Consider the following 19,416-nt stretch of genomic DNA (forward strand, 5'->3'; position numbering starts at 1 on the left):
GCAAGGTCCTTCGGGCGTCCCGTCCGCTTTACCCAGCCCGCGCCGCACCCGCGGCGCTCGCTGGGTGCGAGCCGGGCCTGTCCCTACGCCGCCGTCACGCGCGTCGTGTAGCTGGACGACTCGGTGTCGACGCGGACGATGTCACCTTCGTTGATGAACAGCGGCACGTAGACCGTCGCACCGGACTCCAGCACGGCGGGCTTGGTGGCGCCGGTGGCGGTGTCGCCCTTTAGGCCGGGGTCGGTCTGCGTCACGGCGAGGTCCACCTGACGGGGCAGTTCGACGGTCAGCGGCTCCTCGGTGCCCGCGTCGATCAGCATCTCGACGGTGGAGCCCTCCTTGATGAGGTCCTTCTTGTCCACCATCTCGCTCCGGAGCGAGCGCTGCTCGTAGGTCTCCGTGTTCATGAAGTGGAGGCCCATCTCGTCCTCGTAGAGGTACTGCATCTCGCGCCGCTCGACGCGCGCCGTCTCGACCTTCTCGCCGGCCCGGAACGTGTTGTCGACGATCTTGCCGTTGCGCACGTTGCGCAGCTTCGAGCGCACGAACGCGCCGCCCTTGCCGGGCTTGACGTGCTGGAACTCGACGATCTGCCAGAGATCGTGCTTCCAGTTGAGGACGAGGCCGTTGCGGAAATCTTGAGTGGACGCCATGTCGGGTCGGGGTACGATCGGAGGTGCCGCAAGCTATCGCCGGTGCGACGTGCGTCGGGCGAAGCAGGCGTGGAACCGTCAGAACCGGACGCCGACCGTCAGCGGGACGTGGAGCGTCGGAAAGTTGAACGCGCCGGCCCCGTAGTCTGTCGCCATCGCCACCGCGCCGATCTCCGCCGTGAGGGCGACGCGCTCCAGGGGGACGTCGATGCCGAGGCCGGCGTGAAGCCCTCCGAACACGTCGCCGTATGGGTTCCGATCGCGCTCGATGGTGAGGACGTAGAGCCCCCCGCCGATGAGTCCGTACGGCACCACCCCGCGCCCCCGCGCTCGGTACACAGCCGACAGCCGGAGGCCCGCCGAGGTGTAGTCGCCTCGCCTGCTGTTGGTGCCGTTCTCCGAGACGGTCCCGTCGCCGGGGAGATGGGCCAGCGCCACGTCGAGGCGGGGCGTGAGGCCGGACGCGCGTGGCCCAATGGAGACGGTGGCTGCCACACCGGCCGACCGGTGCTCGCCCAGCGCACCTGTGGGGACGGCCACGCCGACATCGACACCCACGCGTGGCTGGGCGTCGGCGGCGGCGGCCCACACGACGAGAAGGACGACCAGGAAGGAGATGCGCATGAGCCGGAGTCTGGGGGGAACGCACACGCTACGCGGTACGGAGCTCGACCACCTGATGAGATCGGACTACACGAGCCCGGCGGGACCGGACCGTGCGGAGGTCGCGTAGCTTCCTCCTATGCCGCGACTCGTCTCCGAACGCACCGTCCTCGACGCCCTCGCTGCGGGCCAGTCCACGCTGGAGGTGCCCGCGGGCGCCCTCGTGACGGCCCTCGCCCGCGACACGGCGAAGGCCCAGGGCCTCACCTTCGTCACCGGCTCCGGAGCCTCCGCCCCGACGCCCGCCGATCCGGTCCGCCCGCCGAGCGCGCCCGTGAAGACCCTCGCCGTCGGCTGCGACCACGGGGGGTTCGACATCAAGGATGCCCTCGTGGCCCACGCCACCAGCCTCGGGTGGACCGTCACCGACGTGGGCACGCACTCGACCGACAGCGTCGACTACCCCGACTTCGCGTACGCCGTCGCGCGGCTGGTCCACCTCGGGCGCGTGCAGTACGGCCTGATGATCGACGGCGTCGGCGTGGGGTCGGCGATGGTGGCCAACAAGGTGCCGGGCGTGCGGGCGGCGCTGTGCCCGGACGTGTTCTCGGCGTACAACGCGAAGGCGCACAACGACGCCAACGTGCTCACGCTCGGCAGCCGGACGATGGGCGTGGAGGTCTGCAAGCGCGTCCTGGCCGAGTTTCTGGCCGTCCCGTTCGAGGGCGGGCGCCACGCGAAGCGCGTCGCCAAGATCCTGGACGTCGAGGCGCGCTTCCTGCCCGGCGCGGAGGGCACAGTCTAGTGCGCCCCGACGCTCTCCCGGTGCGCCCCGACGCTCTCCCGGTGCGCCCGCTCGCCTCGCGGGCCGTGCTTCCGCCCGACGCCGTAGCGGCGCTGTTCGGACCGGGGGCGACGCTGCGGCCATCGGCGACCGCCGAGGTCGTCCGCCTCGGGGAGGCCGTGGGGCGCGTCGCCGTCGAGACCGGCGCAGCGCTAGCGCTCTGGGTGGACGCGACGGACGCGATCGCGGGCGCCGCCTCCCTGCGCGGCCCCGTCGGAGCCATCGGGCCGGTGACGGCGAAGTCGGTCCGCTCCCGGCTCGTCCTCCCGGACGGGCTCCGTCGCGCCTGGGGCATCGGCGACGTGGCGACGGTCGGGCTGGGACCGCTCGCGGTCGGCCTCCCGGTCGAGACCGGACCCGAGGTGAGGATAGAGGCCGAGCGCGCCCTGTGGCTTGCCGCCGACCGGCCCGAGACGGCGCGCTGGATGCCGGGCGTCAACCTCGCGCCCGCCCCCTCCGAGCCGGATGCCGAGGCGGGCGTGGTCGTGATCGAGCGCCGCGTGGTCACCGAGACCGACGTGCGGCAGGCACGCCTGAAGCACCGCCGCATCCGGCTGACGCCGGGCCAGATCGTGACGCCCGCCGCACAGACGCTCGGACGGGAAGCGGGCATTTTTGTGGGGTAGGCCCACGTCGGCGGGGTGCCCGCCCGGAGCCGCCGACACAGCTTCAGACGATTCCCCACGACCGGGCGCCCCCGCAGCCGAGCGGCGCCCGCCTATCTTCTCGCCGCCTCCCCCGCCGTCGCATGCCCGTTCGCGTCTGTCTCGCCGCCCTGGCGGCCCTGCTCTTCTTCGGCCCCGTCCGCGCCCAGGGTGTCGGCGCCGAGACGCCGCTCCGCCCGGTCACGGGCGCCGCAGCCATTACGAACGCCCGCGTGGTGGTCGCCCCCGGCCGGGTGCTGGAGCGCGCCACCGTCGTCGTCCGCGACGGGCGGATCGTGGCGGTCGGCCCCGACGTGGCCGTGCCCTTCGACGCCGACGTGGTCGAGGGCGACTCGCTGACCGTCTATGCAGGCTTCGTCGATGCCTTCAGCATCGCGGGCGTGCCCAAACCCGCCGACCCGGAGGACTACGACGGCGACCGCGGCGCCCCGCCGCGTGCCCTCGCTGGCCTGACGCCCGAGCGCGACGTGCGCGATGGGTTCGACGCCACCGACGCACGCATCGGGCAACTCCGCGAGGTCGGGTTCACGGCCGCTCACATCGCCCCGCGCGGTGGCTACTTCGCCGGTCAGGGCGCCGTGGTGCTGCTCCGCGAGGTCGGCCGGATGGAGGCACCCGAAGCGCTCGTGCTGACCGAGCCGATCAGCTTCGTGGCCCAGATCGCGACCGCGCGAGGCGTCTATCCCGCCACGCCGATGGGGGTGCTCTCGGAGATGCGGGAGACGGTCGAGAACGCCCGCCGGCGCCAGGCCGGCCGGGCCGCCTACGACCGCGCTGCCGAGGGCGCCGCGCGGCCTCGCTTCGACCCCGTGCTGGACGCCGTCACGGCCCTGCTCGACGGCGACCGCCAGCTGGTGTTCGTGGCCGACGGCTGGCTCGACGGTTTCCGCGCGCTGCGGGCGTCTGAGGAGATGGGCCTGACGCCTGTCCTCGCGGGCATCCCCGACGCCGCGCCCCTCGTCGCCCGCCTCCAGGCCGACGACCTCGCGGTGTTCGCGCCCCTCGCCCTGCCCGACACCGTCAAGGCCGACAGCACGGCGCTCGCCGCCGCCCTCCCGACCACCTCGCCGGGCGGCGCCTCGTTCGTGTCCAACCGCCGCGTGCGCTCCTACGCCGACGCCGAGGCCGAGGTCACCGCACTCACGGTCCAGCGCCGCGCTGCGGTCGCGCGGGCCGAGGGCAGCCCGGCCGTGCTCGCCGCCGCCGAGGTCCCGTTCGCCTTCGGCACCTTCGAGGTCAAGCCCGCCGACGTCCACGGCAACCTGCGCCGGATGATCGCGGCAGGCCTCATGCCGGAGGCCGCGCTGGCCGCGCTCACCACCACGCCCGCCGAGATGCTCGGCCTCGGGCGCGAGGTGGGCACGGTCGAGGCCGGCAAGCTGGCCAACCTCGTGCTCACGACCGGCCCTCTCTTCGCGGACTCGACGGAGATCCGTCACGTGTTCGTCGAGGGCGTCCGCACCGACATCGATGAGGACGACGGCCCGGCGGGCGCCGACCCCGACGCCGTCGTCCAGGCCCTCGGCACGTGGGACTTCGAGGTCGCCACGCCGGGCGGCACGCAGTCCGGCACGTTCACGCTCACCGGCACGCCGGATGCACTCACGGGCGAGATCACGACCGACGAGACGACCCCGCTCGCGTCGGCCACGCTGGAGGGCAACGCCCTCACGATGACGTTCTCGTCCCCCGACATCGGCCTGGTCACTGTCACCGGCATCATCACCGGCGACACCTTCTCCGGCACCGCCGACGTCGGCGCGCTGGGGTCCTTCCCGATGACCGGCACTCGCCAGCCCGAGTAGCGCCCTTCGGCCGCAGTACGGGGTACAGGGTACCCGGTACGCGAGGCCCGCTCTGCCTGCCCGTACCCTGTACCTCGTACTGAGTACCCCTATGATCCGCACCCTCCTCTTCACGCTCCTCGCCGTCGCCGCGACGGCACAGACGCCGCTCGACCTGCCCCCGGCGGATGCCCGTGGCAGCGTACTGCTGCGCGGCGGCACCGTCCACACGGTCACCGGCGGGACGCTGGAGGCCATCGACATCCTGGTCACGGACGGGCGGATCGCCCGGATCGGGCAGGGCCTGGAGGCTCCGCGCGGCGTGACAGTGGTCGACGTGACCGGCCGCCACGTCACGCCCGGCATCATCGACGCGCACAGCCACATCGCGCTGTCGTCGGTGAACGAGGCCAGCAACCCGATCGTGGCCGAGGTCCAGATGCGCGACGCGCTCGACCCGGCGGACGTCGGCATCTACCGCGCGCTGGCGGGCGGCGTGACGACGATCCACACCATGCACGGCTCGGCGAACCCCGTCGGCGGCGAGAACGAGACCATCAAGCTCCGCTGGGGCACGCTGGACCCGGACGGGCTCCTGTTCGAGGGCGCCCCGCGCACCATCAAGTTCGCCCTCGGCGAGAACCCGACGCGCGTCCACGGCCGGGGCCGCGGCATCCGCCCGGCGACGCGGATGGGCATCGAGCAGGTCTACCGCGAGGCGTTCACCGAGGCCCGCGCCTACCGCGCCGCGCAGGACGCCGCCCGCGAAGCCCGCCAGCCGCTGCCGCCCATCGACCGTCGCCTGGAGACCCTCGCCGACATCCTCTCTGGCGACGTGCTCGTCCACTGCCACAGCTACCGCGCCGACGAGATCCTGATGCTGATGCGCGTCTTCGAGGACTTCGGCATCGAGCGGCTCACGTTCCAGCACGCCAACGAGGCGTTCAAGGTGGCCCCCGAGCTGGCCGCCTTCGGCGCGGGCGCGAGCGTGTTCTCGGACTGGGCGAGCTACAAGTTCGAGGTCTACTACTCGTCCGCCTACAACGCGACGGTCCTCACACGGAACGACGTCCGCACCTCCATCAACTCGGACGACGCCGGGCTGCTCCGCTACCTGACCCACGAGGCGGCCAAGACGCAGCGCTACGGCGGCCTGAGCGATGACGAGGCGCTGGCGCTCGTCACCCTCAACCCGGCTTGGCAGCTCGGCATCGACGACCGCGTCGGGAGCATCGAGGTGGGCAAGGACGCCGACCTCGCCGTGTTCACCGACCACCCGCTCTCGATCTACGCCCGCGTGGACCTGACGTACGTCGACGGCGTCGCGCGCTTCGACCGCGCCCGCGACGGCGACGACCAGCGCCTGTTCGTCGACCCCGAGGAGGAAGTGATGGCGCTGCCGTCGCGCTCCGACGCCCACTCGGCCTCGTGCATGCTCGGCACCGACCTGTACGAACTCGCCGCCGGTGAGTGATCGGCGCCCCACGTCCACCCCTCGTGTCCCCTCTGGAGGGGGACTCCTCGACTCTCTCTCGCGCCCGATGCTGATGCGCTCTCTCCTCCTCACCCTCGCCGTTCTGGTCGCCCTGCCCGCCTCGGCGCAGGGCGCGCAGTACCGCGCGCAGACGGGCACGTTCGCGCTCACCGGCTGCCGCATCGAGACGGTCACCAACGGCGTGATCGAACGCGGGACAGTCGTCATCGAAGGCGGACAGATCACGGCCGTCGGCACGGCCAGCGCCCCGGCAGGAGCCATCGCGGTGCCCTGTGCTGGCGGCACCGTTTACCCTGGGATGATCGATGCTGGGACGCGGCTCGGACTGGTCGAGGTCGGCTCCGTGGAGGAGACGCAGGACGTGGACGAGGTCGGTGACGTGACGCCCCAGATGCGGGCGCTGACCGCCGTCAACCCCTCCACCATCCACGTGCCGATCACGCGCGTCTCCGGCGTCACGACCACGCTGTCGGTGCCCGAGGGCGCCATGATGCCGGGCACGGCGGCGCTCGTCAACCTGCACGGCTACACGCCGGAGCAGATGGCAGCGGGCTTCGAGGGCGTCGTGCTCAACTTCCCGCTCTCCGGCCGCCGCGGACGGTTCGACCGCCGCGAGCAGTCGGCCATCGACGAGGCGACCAAGAAGGCCATGGAGGCGCTGGACGAGGTCTGGGAGCAGGCTCTGCTGTACGCGCGCATCGACTCGGCGCGGGCGGGCCGCGGCGCGATGCCGTACCAGCCCGAGATGGCGGCGCTGCTGCCGGTCGTCCGGGGCGAGCAGGCGCTTCTGGTGGAGGCCAACGCGGCGGCTGACATCGTGAAGGCCATCGAGTGGCTCGACGGCAAGGGCGTCCGCGCGATCCTGACGGGCGCCGCCGAGGGCTGGCGCGTGGCCGACCGCATCGCCGAGGCGGGGCTCTCCGTCATCACCGGCCCTGTCACCGGCCTGCCGACGCGCGCCAGCGACCGCTACGACCGGACCTATCAGAACGCGGCCCTCATGGCGCAGGCGGGCATCCGCGTCGCCCTTCGCACCGACGACCGGATGCAGAACTACCGCAACCTGCCCTTCCACGCGGGCTTTGCGGTGGCCTACGGGCAGGAGGTCGGCTTCGACCGTCAGGCGGCGCTGGAGGCCATCACCATCAACCCCGCCCGCATCCTCGGCGTGGACGACCGGCTCGGCAGCATCGAGGTCGGCAAGAGCGCGACGCTGTTCATCGCCGACGGCGACCCGTTCGAGCCCGCCACATCGATCACGGCGGTGTTCATCGACGGCTACCAGATCCCGCTCGTGAGCCGCCAGACGGAGCTGTTCGACGAGTACCTCCGTCGGGACCCGGGCCTGTCGATGGACGGCGAGTAGCGCGTGACGGGGCGGGAGGTCGTGACGCCTGCGAGCCCCGTCCGCCTCGGCGCGGTCGTGGTCGCGTTCGCCGACGGCCTTCGGCGGCGCGGTCCGCTGGGCGGCCCGCTCGCGCTGACGGACGTCCAGACAGCGGTGGAGACGGAGGGCACCGAGGTCCGCTTCCGATCGACGTACGGCCTCACGTCGGGCACGGCGAGGCTGTCAGAGAGCAGCGGCGTCGTCACGGTGGCCTACACCATCGGCCTGCCCGGCTGGGGCGCCCTGCTCGGTGGGCTGCTGGCCATGGAGGTCGCCCTCTGGGCCGCCTGGACGCTACGCGGGCTGCCGTTCCCGGGCGGACTGGGAGTCGGGCTCGTGTGGGTCCTCGGCGGCATGGGCGTCTCGGCGCGTCTCGGCACGCAGTTCCGACTGCGCGACCTGCTGGTGGAGGCCGTGCGGACAGCCCAGAACGCACCTGCGCCCACGGACTGAGCGAAGCGGACCCTCCCCGCCTCGGGCGCCGTTCGAGGCGCATGGCCGACCCCGTCCTCCTGTTCCACGGCCTCGGCCGAACCGGCCTGTCGATGCTGCCGATGGCCCGCGCGCTGCGCCGGGCGGGCTTCGACCCGCACGTGGTGGACTATCCGTCCCGGAAGCACGCCATCGGCGCCCTCGTCGAGACCATCGTCTCGCCAACGGTCGACGCCGCGCTGGCCGACGCCGATCGGGTCCACTTCGTGACGCACTCGCTGGGCGGCGTGCTCGTCCGCGCCTTCGCCGCAGGCCGTGCCGACGCCGGGACGCCCCTCCCGGACGGCTCGCGGGCCGTCATGCTGGCGCCCCCCCACGGCGGCTCCGAGGTCGCCGACGCGCTCGGCGACCGGCTGCCCTTCCGCGCCACCCTCGGCCCGGCACTGGGTGAACTGGGCACCGGGGACGCCAGCGTGCCCATCGGCCTCGGCCCCCTCCGCGGCGTCGAGGCGGGCGTGATCGCGGGCACCCGGACCTTCTTCCCGTTCGGCCGTCTCTTCTCTGGCCCCTACGACGGCCTCGTCTCGGTCGAGAGCGCCCACGCGCCCGACGGGCTGGCAGACCGCGCGGTGGTCCCGAAGACCCACGCGATGATGATGATGTCGCCGCTGGTGATCGGGCTTACGATTCGCTTCCTGCGGACGGGCCAGTTCGCGGAGTCGGGGGATGCCTGAAACCGCTTCCGCGTCGGGCCCGTTTGCCCGCTCTGTACCCACGCGCCACGCCATGACCCGGAAGCACGCCTCCTTGATCGGATGGGGCCACTACGCCCCCGAAAACGTCGTCACCAACGCCGACCTGGAGAAGATCGTCGACACCTCGGACGAGTGGATCAAGTCCCGGTCGGGCATCGAGCGGCGACACTTCGTGAGTGAGGATCAGGCCACGAGCGACCTCAGCATCGAGGCCGGGCGGCGGGCGCTGGAGATGTCGGGCGTCGCGCCCGAAGACGTGGACCTCGTCATCGTGGCCACCTCCAGCCCGGATTACCTCACGCCGCCGGTGTCGAGCCAGGTCCAGCACGGGCTCGGCTGCGTCAACGCGGGCGCGTTCGCGATGATGGTCGGCTGCACGGGCTTCGTGTACGGCCTCGTCACGGCTGATCAGTTCATCCAGACGGGCGCCTACAAGACGATCCTGGTCGTCGGCGCGGAGGTGATCTCGAAGAACCTCGACATGACCGACCGGACGACGTGCGTGCTGTTCGGCGACGGCGCGGGCGCCGTCGTGCTGCAGGCCACCGACGCCCCGTGCGGCGTCCGCTCGTTCGAACTCGGCTCGGACGGCTCGCAGGCCGAGGCACTCATCGCGCCCTGCCCCGGCACGCGGAATCCCGTCTCGCAGTACGCCGTCGACAACCGGACGCACTACCTCCGCATGGACGGCCGCGCGGTGTTCAAGTTCGCGACGCGGACCATGACGGAGTCGCTGCAGCGCGTGATGGGCAAGGCGGGCGTCGGTGTGGACGACGTGGACCTGTTCATCCCGCACCAGGCCAACGCGCGCATCATCGAGTACGCCGCCAAGACGCTCGCGCTGCCGCCGGAGAAGGTGGTGATGAACGTGGCCGACTACGGCAACACGTCGGCGGCGACCATCCCGATCGCGCTGAGCGAGGCGCTGACGGCGGGCCGCGCCGAGGCGGGCGACACGCTGGCGCTGGTCGGCTTCGGCGCCGGGCTGACGTGGGCCGCCTGTCTCTTCGACCTCGGCCCGCTCGTGGGGACGGCCCGCGCGTCCCATGAGGCCACCGAGGCGACCTCGGGCGACGGCGCGACCGTCGACTCGGTGATCGACGACCGGGGTGTGGTGGACGGCCTGATCGCCTGAGTCGCGGGGTTCGGTAGCGAGCGGCCAGGTGAACCGCGGGGGAGCCGGAGCGTTTCTCGGCTCCCACCACTCCTCGTCCCATGCGCGCCCTCGGCCTCCTCGTCCTCACCACCCTGCTCGCGGCAGGCTGCACCTCCTCGAACCGGGCCTACCCGGCGTCCGCACGCGTCGACGCCCAGGGTGGGCAGGATCGGTACCGGCTCTGCCATCGCGGCAACACCCTGACACTCCCGGAGCCGGCAGTCCGGGCGCACCTCCGTCACGGCGATCGCTTCGGGGCCTGCCGGAGCCGCAACGGGAGCCGAGGGAACGGACAGGGGCGGGGACGGAACTAGCTCATCGCCTGATTCGGCGGACGCGGCTGTCCGGCCGAGTCGACACCGAGGCGGAGGAAATCGGCTCTGAGCGCACGCAAGGGAGGCTTGGGTGCCCGGCACGGTGTGTGGGAGGGACCGAGGTATCCCACCACACCCTTGCCTCCCACCACGATGCGCGCACTGTTTCTCCTGACCCTCTCGGCTGGCCTCATGGTCGGCTGCTCGTCGACCAACCGATACGACCGGGCGCACCCCGGCTCGGCCCGCGTCGACACCCGGAACGCCCGGCCGGGCAGCGCCGCCCGACCGTACGTCTGCCACAACGGCAACACGATCGCGGTCCCGCGCAACACCGTCCGCAGCCACCGGCGCCACGGCGACGAACTCGGTGCCTGCTCGCGGCGCGACCGGCGTGAGGCCCGGCGCGACCAGCGCGACCGCCGGAACGATCGTCGCGGCGACCGTCGGAACGACCGCCGCGGGCGCAACTAGCCACAGGACGGACGCGCCGCTCACGGGCCTCGGCCTCGTGAGCGGCGGTCGGGGCGGGAACGCCTAGATTGGGGCTCGCCCCACCCTCCCCGACCATGCGTTTCCTCGTCGCCGCGGCCCTCGCCGCCCTCCTCGTCGCGCCCGCCAGCGCGCAGCAGCTCGACCTCATCGGCGTCGTCGAGCTTCCGACCATCCCCCGCCCCGGCGCCGACGAGCCCCGCCCCGAGGGCGCGATGGGCATCCCGGACGTGGTCGGCGGCTCCGACGTGTGGGCCTACACGGCCAACGACGGCTCGGAGTATGCCATCATGGGCAACGTCGAGGGCATCGCCATCGTGGCCGTGCCGAGCCTGGAGGTCGTCGCCCAGATCCCGGGCCCGACCCTGAACGCGCCCTTCTACTGGCGCGACATCAAGACCTACGGCTCCTTCGCCTACATCTCGACCGAGGCCTACGGCCAGAGCGAGGGCCTTCAGGTGATCGACCTGCGCGGGCTGCCGCACCACGCCGAAGAGATCGCGGTCGTCCGCGGCCAGAATGATCGGCTCGTGTCCTCGCACAACCTCTCGATCGACACGGCGACGGGCTACGCGTACATGCTCAACTCGGACGGCAACCAGATCATCATGATCGACCTGTCCGACCCGATCCGCCCGGTCGACATCGGCGCGGTGCCCGTGCCGGACTCCCACGACGTGTTCGCGCGCAACGACACGCTCTTCGTCGCCGAGGGCCGCGCGCCCACCTTCTCGATGTGGGACGTGAGCAACAAGACCACCCCGACGCTCATCTCGCGCGTCAGCGTGCCGTCGCCGGGCTACGTCCACAACATCTGGCCGACGGACGATGGGATGTACGCCCTCACCACCGAGGAGACGGTCGACAAGACGGTCAAGGTGTGGGACCTCTCCGACTCCGAGAACCCGACGCTGGTCGGCGACTGGCTCGGCTCCAGCCGGATCGCGCACAACGTCCAGGTTGACGGCGACTACGCGTTCGTGTCGCACTACGCGTCCGGGATGTACATCCTCGACATCACCGACATCGAGAACCCGGTCGAGGTGGCACGCTACGACACGCACCCCGACAACGACGACGCAGCGTTTTACGGCAACTGGGGCGTCTCGCTGCCGTCGCCGGGCGGCTACCTGTACACGAGCGACCTGGAAGGCACGCTGACGGTCCTGAAGTGGGACCCGTCCGCCCCCAACATGTAGCCTCTCGTCTGCCAGCCGACCGGCCCGCCTCGGTGTGACGCCGAGGCAGGCCGGTTCGGTGTCGGTACGACCGGCGGTGACGGCTGGCACGCCGAAAGCACGTACTGTGAAGTACCCCCACCCCCTGTTGCTGTCATGACCGCTCACACCGCTTTCGCGCTCCTGTTCGCCCTCGCCCTGCCCCTCTCCGCCTGCGGCGGCGACGGCGATGATTTCGATGGCGAGGTCGAAGAGACCGGCGAGCCTGGCATGATGGGCCGGCTGCAGGAGATGCAAAACGCGGTCGAGACGATGCAGGAGTCGGCCGAGCGTGCTCCTGCCGACCCGGTCAACTTCCGCGTCCTGCGCGACCTCCTGCCCGCATCCGTCTCCGGGATGGACCAGGGCGAGGTCGAGGGCGCGACCGACGGCGCGATGGGCTTCTCCATCTCGCGCGTCGAGGCCGTCTACCCCGGCGCCGACGGCGCCCAGATCGACATCGGGATCATGGACTACGGCGCGATCCCGTCGATGGCCATGATGGGCCTCGGCTGGACGATCACCGACATCGACCGCGAGTCCGGCTCGGAGTACCAGCGGACGGTCACCTTCGGCGGCGAGCGCGGCTACCGGTCGTACGACTCGGAGGCGCAGTCCGGCGAGTTCAGCATCGTCGTCGCGGACCGCTTCCACGTGGAGGTGACCGGCACGCAGGTCTCCGACGACGACCTGGAGGCGGCGCTCCGCGGCATCGACCTGTCTGGCCTCGCGGCCCTTCGCGACGAGGGGCGGCCGAGCGAGTGACGGATGAAGAGTAGAGGGTGACGGGAGGCGCGGACGCCCGACCGGGAGTCCGCGACGGACGGGAGGCGTATCCTCCCAAACGGCCCTCCCTCCCATGCTCGACTCGCTCTCCGACGCCGCCCGCCTCTGGCTCGTCCCCCTGGACCGGACCCTCGACGACGCCGAGGCGGACGCCCTCCGCCAGTCCGTCGCCGACTGGCTCCCCTCGTGGCAGAGCCACGGGCGCCCGGTCCGTGCCGAGGCCGCCGTGCTGGCCGGGCGGGCACTCGCCGTGGGCGCCGTGATCTCGGAGGCGGATCTGAACGCGGGCGTCTCCGGCTGTGGCATCGACGCGATGGAGCACGCCGTCGCGGCGGCGCTGGAGGCACACAGCGTCGAGCGGGCCCCTGCGCTCAGCGTCCTCTACCGCGACGCCGCGGGGGCGTGGCAGAGCCTCCCCCGACCGGCCTTCCGCCGCCTTGTGCGGAGCGGCGACGCCGGCCCCGAGACGGTCCTCCTCGATGTGACCGCGGCGACCGTCGGCGACCTGCGCGACGGAGGCGTCGAGCGCCACGCGCGCGACACGTGGGCCGCACGCGCCTTCGCGCTCGCCGCGTGATCCGCCCCGGCGACTGGGTCCGCGCTCGGTCCGGGGCGACCCGCGAGATCGCCATCGGGACGCTCGCCGTCGGGGCGCTGTTGGGCCTCGGGACGGCCGGCTACATGCTCATCGAGGGCTGGTCCCCGATGGACGCCTTCTACATGACGGCCATCACGCTGACCACCATCGGGTTCGGCGAGGTGCAGCCCCTCTCCGACGCCGGGCGCGTGTTCACGGCCGCGCTCGCCTTCATCGGCATCGGTACGTTTGCCACCATCGCCTCGCGCGTCGTTCAGATCCTCGTCACCAGCGACGCCATTCGTCAGCGGACCATGCAGCGCCGGATCGCCCGCCTCTCGGGCCACTACGTCATCGCCGGGTACGGCCGCCTCGGGCAGCGCATCGCACGCGACCTGGCCGCCGCCGGGCGCGACTTCGTGGTGATCGACCGCCGCGACGACCGGGCCGTGCAACTCGACGAGGCGGGCTACGCCTACGTACAGGAGGACGCCGCCGAGGAGGACGCGCTCCGCGCCGCCGGGCTGGAGCGCGCCGCCGGGCTCGTGCTTGTGCTCCCCGAGGACGCCGCCAACGTGTTCGTCGCGCTGACGGCCCGCGAGATCCGTGACGACGAGGGCCTGTTCATCGTCGCCCGGACCAACGAGCAGACGTCGCTCAACAAGCTCCTCCGCGCGGGCGCCGACAAGGTGATCTCGCCGCTGGAGATTGGCGCCGACCGCATCGCGCAGACCATCCTCCGGCCCCGCGTGGATCGCTTCATGGAGCAGGTCCTCGGCGTCGAGGCGCTCGACTTCGACCTGGAGGAGGTCACCGTCGAGGCGGGCAGCCTCCTCGACGGGCGCTCCCTCTCCGAGGTCGACTTCCGGCGCCGCTTCGACGCCGTCGTGGTGGGCGTCCTGCGCGCGGCCACCGGCGAGTGGCGCTTCAACCCGGACGCCCAGCTCCCGCTCGCATCCGGCGACGCGCTCATCGTGCTCGCGACCGCCGAGCAGATCCGCAAGATCCGCACCGAGGGCGCGCAGGCGAGGTAGCCTCCGCGGCCGTCCGCCTCGGTGCCGAGGCAGGCGGTCCCGCTCGCGCGCACTTCCCGCGCAATCGTAGACGGTGCCGTGCGTTTCGCGCTCGTGAAGGCGTCGGATCGCCCCCGGCACGCTCCTGGCAGCCATCGCCCCGGACCCCGACGCCGACCCACGGGGTATACTCGACACACTCCCAGCATTCGACTCTCATGCGTGCCCTCGCCGCCGCCTTCTTCCTCGCCGCGCTCGCGTCCGCTCCGGCCGTCGCCCAGAGCAGCGCCGACCTCGCCGCTGACGCCGCCATCTCGGCCGACTTCGCGCAGGACGGCAACGTGACCTACTTCAGCCAGTCCTGGCTCGTCGACACGATGAACCGGCGTACGTCGGAGTCCATCCGCGACGTGCCGCGCGTGTACTACGACTACTACGTCGTGCCGCAGGGCCAGAACCGGCTGGAGGCGCGGCTGTCGCTGTACCGCCGCTACGGCGGCGACCGCGACGTGATCAAGCCGCTGCTGTGGCTCCTCAACCGCAACGACCTCGAGAACCTCAGCCCCGGCGACACGCTCGTGGTGCCGACCCACTTCGGACTCGACTTCCGGGCCTACGCGCCGTTCCCGCGCTACTACCCCGGCGCGCGAGACATCGGCAAGGTGGTCATCCTCGACAAGAACGTCCAGGCCTGGGGCGCCTACGAGAACGGCGAGCTCGCCCGCTGGGGCATCATCAACACCGGCGTCGAGAGCGCGCGGACGCCGAGCGGGCGCTTCAACGTCAACTGGCAGCAGGAGTACCGCGTGAGCACGCTCAGCCCAGGCTATGGCTCCTCGGCCCCTGACGCCGAGCTGTGGGAGATGTACTGGGTGATGAACCTCCACGAGCAGCGCGGCATCCACATGCACCAGTACGCCCTGCCCACCTCGGGCCCGGCGTCGCACGGCTGCATCCGGATGCTGGAGCCGGACGCGCAGTGGCTCTACAACTGGGTCGACACGTGGGAGGTCGAGAACCAGCGCGACCCGATCTCGTCGGTCGGCGCCCGCATCAAGGAGCAGGGCACGATGGTGCTCATCATCGGCGAGGACATCTCGGAGCCGCCGCAGCCGTTCCTGCACCGCGAGCAGTACCCGGTCATCCGCATGGTGAACCTGCCGCCAGACCCCTACCAGGTCCCGCCGGGCACCGACCAGCAGCGCGCCTTCGACCGCCTCGCCGGCCGCCGCTAGCGCCCGAGAGGCCGCACCGAACGACAGCGCCCCTTCGCCGATGTGGCGAAGGGGCGCTGTGCGTTCCGGCAGATCCGCAGCTACTCGGTCTCGGCGGGGACAAAGTCCACCACCACGCCCAGCTGCGGGCGGATGCGGATGCGCAGCACCTCGCGCGTCTCCGCGTCGATGGCGAACGTCTGGACGCCGCCGCCGCCCGCCACCACGTCGACGAGCCAGGCCGTGCGGCCGTTGACCTCCTCCTGCTCGCCGACCACCATGTCGATCGAGATCGCACCCTCTCGCGGGTCGACCGTCTGGAAGGCGCCGCGGAAGCCCGCCTCCAGCGGGATCAAGCGCACCGCCTCGGCGGCGAACGACGGGTCGTAGGCCGCCTCCTCCAGCGTCTGCTCGATGTCGGTGGTCTCACCGTCGGCCGTGCGCGTGCCCGTCACGGAGAGGCCGTCGAAGGCGAGGTCGAGAACCGTCTCGCCCGCCTCGACGCGCATCGAGATCGGCGAGAGGGACGGGTAGGCGACCACCGACTGCTCGACCGTCCGCTGCCCGGCCATCGCGATTACCGTCTCCGCGTTGATGGTGGCCGTGCCCGCATCGCGGTCCACCACGACCGACCGCGTGAGCGTGCCGATGTCCTGCTGCTGCGGCTCGACCAGCTTGACCACCCACGACTTGTCGTAGTCCACGAGCGCGTCGGCCGCGAGGCGGTCGAGGCCGGGGCGCAGGTCGACGGCGGGCGTCTCGGCGGACGCCATCGCGGCCAACGACGCCTCGGTAACGGGCTCGCTCACGATCTGCGTGCCACCGCGGGCCGTGGAGGTGGTCGCGACCAGTGCCCGCGTGCTCGCCTCGACGAAGTGGCGACGTGCGGAGCTGCCGCGACCGCTGCTGGTCTCCTCCACGACCCAGGCCTCAGCCGTCGTCCCGTCGGCGCGGGTGAACGACTCCTCGCCGACGACGGTCAGCGTGTAGTCGCGCACGCGGCGGTCGGCGGTGAAGGTGGGCACTGTCGCCGTGTACCCGGCGCGGAACGGGAGCGCCCGGGCAAGGAGCGGGATCGCCTCCGGCTGGAACACCGGCGCCGCAAGCGTGATGTCGAACGGCAGCGGGTCGAAGTCGCCTCGGCCGTAGCTCCCCGTCATGTGGGTGCCGTCGTAGGTGGTGGTGCCGGTGCTGTTGCCCGCCGTCCGCGTGCGCGAGATCGGGGCGAGCGACGGCCAGGACAGCATCACGGTGGACTCGTAGGCCTGCCCCGCCTGCGGCGCGTCCGCCTCGGTAACGATGGTGACGACGTCGCCGTCGCGGCTGACCGTCGACGCGACCGTGCCGAGGTCCTGCGGAGCGGGCTCGACGACGCGGATGCCGATGGTCTCGGAGTCGAGGGTGAGCCCGGCCGTCATCAGGTCGGGGTGGCCCGGCCGGAGGACGACCGCGTCCTGGGCGAGCACGGGAGCCGCCACGAAGGCGAGCAGAGAGGCGAGAAGAGAAATGCGCATGGGGTGGGATTGGGGGGAAGGCGTGGATCGTCGAACACAGGGTACGATTTCGGGCAGGCCGAGGTCCAGGCGACTGCCCAGACGCGCCGCTGCCCACCCCGAGCGGGTCGGAGTGGGCAGCGGAAGGAGCCGAGACGCGCGGTCAGTCGGCGACGAACTCGATGATCACGCCCGGCTGCGGGGTGAGGCCGTAGCTGAGAAGCGCCCGCGTCTCCGCGTCGATCCGGATCGTGAGCGTCCGGCCGTCCCGGGTGGCCTCCACGACCCACGCCGTCCGCTCGCCCGCCGACGTCTGAACCGGCTCCTGGCCGGTGACCGTCAGCAACGTCTCCACGACGCCGTCGCCGGCCGAGTAGCCGTGGAAGACGGCCGAGTAGCCCTCGGCGAACGGCAGCGTCCGCACGATGACCGGCATCCACGCGTTGGCGAAGACCGGAGCGTCGAGCGTCAGGTCGGTCGGCTCCCCCTCCTCGGTGCCCGTCACGCGCGCGCCGTCGAACGTCAGCTCGGTCTGGTCCGAGCCGTCGTCCTGGGCCATCGAGATCGGCGCGAACGACGGGTAGGCGGCGACGAGGGTGCTCTGCAGTCGCTGGCCGGCCAGCGTGATGTTGGTGTCCGTGGTCAGGGTGACGGTGCCCGCCTCCTCGTCCACGACGACGGTCCGCGTCTCCGCTCCGGCTTCCATCTGCTGGGGCTGGACGAGGCGGATAGTGAGACGCACGTCCTCGCTCTGGATGGCATCGAGGGCGAGCGTCGCGTCGCCGGGGCGCAGCGCGGGCGCGGCCGCACGGACCGCCTGCTCGGCCGCCTCCGCATCGGCGACGGCCCGGTCACGGGCCACCAGGTCCGCCTCGGTCATCGGGACGGCGACGATCATCATGCCGGGCGCGGCGATCTCCGTCTTCAGGATCGCGCGCGTCTGGGGGTCGACGTAGTGGGTCTGGGGAAACCGGCCCGCGGCGCCGCCCCCTCCGCGCTGCTCGACGACCCACGCGGAGACCCTCGCCCCATCGCGCCCCTCGACCTCCTCACGGCCCGACACGGTCAGCGTGGACTCCTGGAAGCGCTCCTTCGCCGAGAACGTCGGCAGGGTGACGGTGAAGCCCTCCTCGAACGGGATCGCCTGGACCAGCGGCGTGAGAGCGGCCGGGGCGAGGCGAGGCGCATCGAGGTCGAACCCGAACGGCAACGCGCGCCCCTCGGCGCCGAACGAGCCCGAAACCCCGCCGTCGGTGTAGGTCGTCGACCCGACCTCGCCGCCCGCGGCGAACGCGTCGCTGAGCGGCACCAGGCCTGGCCACGTCATGCGCGTGGAGTCGAGGCGCACGCCGCCCGCCTGCGGCAGGTTGGCGACGGACACGTAGGTCAGGACGCCCCCCTCGAGGGTCACCGTCTCGGTGACGCTCCCGAAGGACTGCCCCGGCTCGCCGTCGACCAGCAGCTCGACCGTGCGGCTGCTGGGGGTGAGAGCGTCGAGCGCGAAGGCGTCCAGGTCGGCCGTCTGCGCGAAGGCGGGAGCGGCCAGGAGGGCGAGAGAGGAGGCGAGAAGTCGTCGGGTCATGGAAAGGCGTAGGGAGAGAAACCCACCCCATCTCAGGGCAGGAAGGCATGGAGGGGGGAGCGGACTGCGGTCAGTCGGCGGGTAGGATCTCGACGCGGACGCCAGGCTGCGGCGAGAATCGGGTCGTGAGCAACTCCCGCGTCTCGGGGTCGACGAGGTAGGTCACCGCCAGGGGCCCCATCTGGGCATCGACGGCCCACGCCGTTCGCTCGCCGAGCGTTTCCTGGCCGGAGACCGTCAGGATGGCCTCGATGGCCTCCTCCGGCGACTGGTTGGTGAACGCCGGCACGCGGACGACGGCGCCCTCGACGAGCGGCAGGCTCTGGGCGATCTCGCCCATCCAGGCCGAGTCGAACACAGGGTCGTAGGTCTCCAGCAGCACGGTCGTCGCCTCGCCCTGTCGCGGCGTCAGCATCCCGACGACGCCTTCGGCCATGAACTCCAGCGAGGCCTCCATCTGGCCGCCGGTGGAGTGGTGCGTGAGCGGCATCAGCGTGGCCGCGTCGGCGACCAGCGAGTCGGTCTGGGTCATCCCCTGCATGGGAATCGAGAGCGTCAAGACGCGCGTGACGGTCCCGCCCTCGACGGTCGTCGTCTCCGAGGCCGTGCCGATGTCCATCGCCTGCGGCTGCACCAGGCGGACAGTGTAGGCCTGCGTGCCAGACGCCATCCAGTCGGTCGTGAGGTGGCCGTCGCCGGGAGCGAGGGTGAGGGTGTCGGCCGGAGCCTGGGCGACCACGGCAGGCGCCCAGAGAACGGCGACGGCGAGGAGGAGGGAGCGCATTGGGGGGGTGGGGTGGGTGTCGGGCCAGCTACGGCCCTCACCGAGCCGTGTTGCGCGGGCCCCTCGGCACACTGTCCGCTCGCCCATTCCACTCCGCGCAGAAATAAAGGGTCGCCTCGTGAGCCAGTCTCGCAGGGTTTCTCGATATAGAGGGAGTACCTACACTGCTC

The 19,416-nt window shown here is 71.8% G+C and carries 19 protein-coding genes; 14 read left to right on the forward strand and 5 right to left on the reverse strand.

What is annotated here, in order from left to right; genetic code table 11:
- Positions 1-83: 83 nt before the first annotated feature.
- Both efp and B1759_RS06780 read right to left on the reverse strand, forming a co-directional pair.
- Positions 84-653, reverse strand: a complete 570-nt coding sequence (gene efp / locus B1759_RS06775; protein WP_095514258.1) for an elongation factor P — start codon at positions 651-653, stop codon at positions 84-86.
- A gap of 78 nt (positions 654-731) precedes the next feature.
- Positions 732-1,277 (reverse strand): outer membrane beta-barrel protein, encoded by a 546-nt coding sequence (locus B1759_RS06780; RefSeq protein WP_095514259.1) that lies wholly within the window; start codon positions 1,275-1,277, stop codon positions 732-734.
- Between the two features lie 118 nt (positions 1,278-1,395).
- Here B1759_RS06780 and rpiB point away from each other — a divergent pair, with 118 nt between their 5' ends.
- From rpiB to B1759_RS06855, 14 genes are all read left to right on the forward strand, one after another.
- Positions 1,396-2,061, forward strand: a complete 666-nt coding sequence (rpiB, locus tag B1759_RS06785; RefSeq protein WP_095514260.1) for a ribose 5-phosphate isomerase B — start codon at positions 1,396-1,398, stop codon at positions 2,059-2,061.
- Between the two features lie 20 nt (positions 2,062-2,081).
- Complete coding sequence (locus B1759_RS06790) at positions 2,082-2,726, forward strand: hypothetical protein (RefSeq protein WP_143537288.1); 645 nt, start codon at positions 2,082-2,084, stop codon at positions 2,724-2,726.
- 122 nt (positions 2,727-2,848) lie between these two features.
- Positions 2,849-4,570 (forward strand): amidohydrolase family protein, encoded by a 1,722-nt coding sequence (locus tag B1759_RS06795; protein WP_095514262.1) that lies wholly within the window; start codon positions 2,849-2,851, stop codon positions 4,568-4,570.
- 91 nt (positions 4,571-4,661) lie between these two features.
- Positions 4,662-6,023 carry an amidohydrolase gene (locus B1759_RS06800; protein ID WP_095514263.1) on the forward strand — a complete coding sequence of 454 codons (1,362 nt, stop codon included), beginning with the start codon at positions 4,662-4,664 and terminating at the stop codon, positions 6,021-6,023.
- 73 nt (positions 6,024-6,096) lie between these two features.
- The gene (locus B1759_RS06805; protein ID WP_095515078.1) at positions 6,097-7,410 is read left to right on the forward strand and encodes an amidohydrolase family protein; all 1,314 of its coding nucleotides are present in this window, start codon (positions 6,097-6,099) and stop codon (positions 7,408-7,410) included.
- Between the two features lie 21 nt (positions 7,411-7,431).
- Positions 7,432-7,884 (forward strand): hypothetical protein, encoded by a 453-nt coding sequence (locus B1759_RS06810; RefSeq protein ID WP_143537289.1) that lies wholly within the window; start codon positions 7,432-7,434, stop codon positions 7,882-7,884.
- Between the two features lie 41 nt (positions 7,885-7,925).
- A complete protein-coding gene (locus B1759_RS06815; RefSeq protein ID WP_095514265.1) occupies positions 7,926-8,597 on the forward strand; it encodes a triacylglycerol lipase in 672 nt (223 codons plus the stop codon).
- A 52-nt stretch (positions 8,598-8,649) separates the two neighbouring features.
- Entirely contained in the window at positions 8,650-9,753 is a 1,104-nt protein-coding gene (locus B1759_RS06820) for a beta-ketoacyl-ACP synthase III (RefSeq protein ID WP_095514266.1), read from the forward strand.
- A gap of 488 nt (positions 9,754-10,241) precedes the next feature.
- A complete protein-coding gene (locus B1759_RS06830) occupies positions 10,242-10,562 on the forward strand; it encodes a hypothetical protein (protein WP_095514268.1) in 321 nt (106 codons plus the stop codon).
- A 95-nt stretch (positions 10,563-10,657) separates the two neighbouring features.
- Positions 10,658-11,779, forward strand: a complete 1,122-nt coding sequence (locus B1759_RS06835; protein WP_095514269.1) for a choice-of-anchor B family protein — start codon at positions 10,658-10,660, stop codon at positions 11,777-11,779.
- Between the two features lie 135 nt (positions 11,780-11,914).
- Positions 11,915-12,562 (forward strand): hypothetical protein, encoded by a 648-nt coding sequence (locus tag B1759_RS06840; RefSeq protein WP_095514270.1) that lies wholly within the window; start codon positions 11,915-11,917, stop codon positions 12,560-12,562.
- Positions 12,563-12,656: 94 nt separating this feature from the next.
- Positions 12,657-13,160 carry a hypothetical protein gene (locus B1759_RS06845; protein WP_095514271.1) on the forward strand — a complete coding sequence of 168 codons (504 nt, stop codon included), beginning with the start codon at positions 12,657-12,659 and terminating at the stop codon, positions 13,158-13,160.
- Entirely contained in the window at positions 13,157-14,194 is a 1,038-nt protein-coding gene (locus B1759_RS06850; protein ID WP_143537290.1) for a TrkA family potassium uptake protein, read from the forward strand. The genes B1759_RS06845 and B1759_RS06850 overlap by 4 nt, the downstream gene beginning before the upstream one ends.
- A 197-nt stretch (positions 14,195-14,391) precedes the next feature.
- Positions 14,392-15,408 carry a L,D-transpeptidase gene (locus B1759_RS06855; protein WP_095514273.1) on the forward strand — a complete coding sequence of 339 codons (1,017 nt, stop codon included), beginning with the start codon at positions 14,392-14,394 and terminating at the stop codon, positions 15,406-15,408.
- 80 nt (positions 15,409-15,488) lie between these two features.
- Here the strand turns inward: B1759_RS06855 and B1759_RS06860 are convergent, their stop codons facing one another.
- From B1759_RS06860 to B1759_RS06870, 3 genes are all read right to left on the reverse strand, one after another.
- Positions 15,489-16,901 carry a hypothetical protein gene (locus B1759_RS06860; protein WP_095514274.1) on the reverse strand — a complete coding sequence of 471 codons (1,413 nt, stop codon included), beginning with the start codon at positions 16,899-16,901 and terminating at the stop codon, positions 15,489-15,491.
- Positions 16,902-17,043: 142 nt separating this feature from the next.
- Positions 17,044-18,462: a hypothetical protein gene (locus B1759_RS06865; RefSeq protein ID WP_095514275.1), complete on the reverse strand. Its 1,419-nt coding sequence runs from the start codon at positions 18,460-18,462 to the stop codon at positions 17,044-17,046.
- A 70-nt stretch (positions 18,463-18,532) separates the two neighbouring features.
- Positions 18,533-19,246: a hypothetical protein gene (locus B1759_RS06870; RefSeq protein WP_095514276.1), complete on the reverse strand. Its 714-nt coding sequence runs from the start codon at positions 19,244-19,246 to the stop codon at positions 18,533-18,535.
- Positions 19,247-19,416: the final 170 nt, after the last annotated feature.

Origin of the sequence: Rubrivirga sp. SAORIC476 (genome assembly GCF_002283555.1) — a bacterium.
Lineage (GTDB): Bacteria > Bacteroidota > Rhodothermia > Rhodothermales > Rubricoccaceae > Rubrivirga.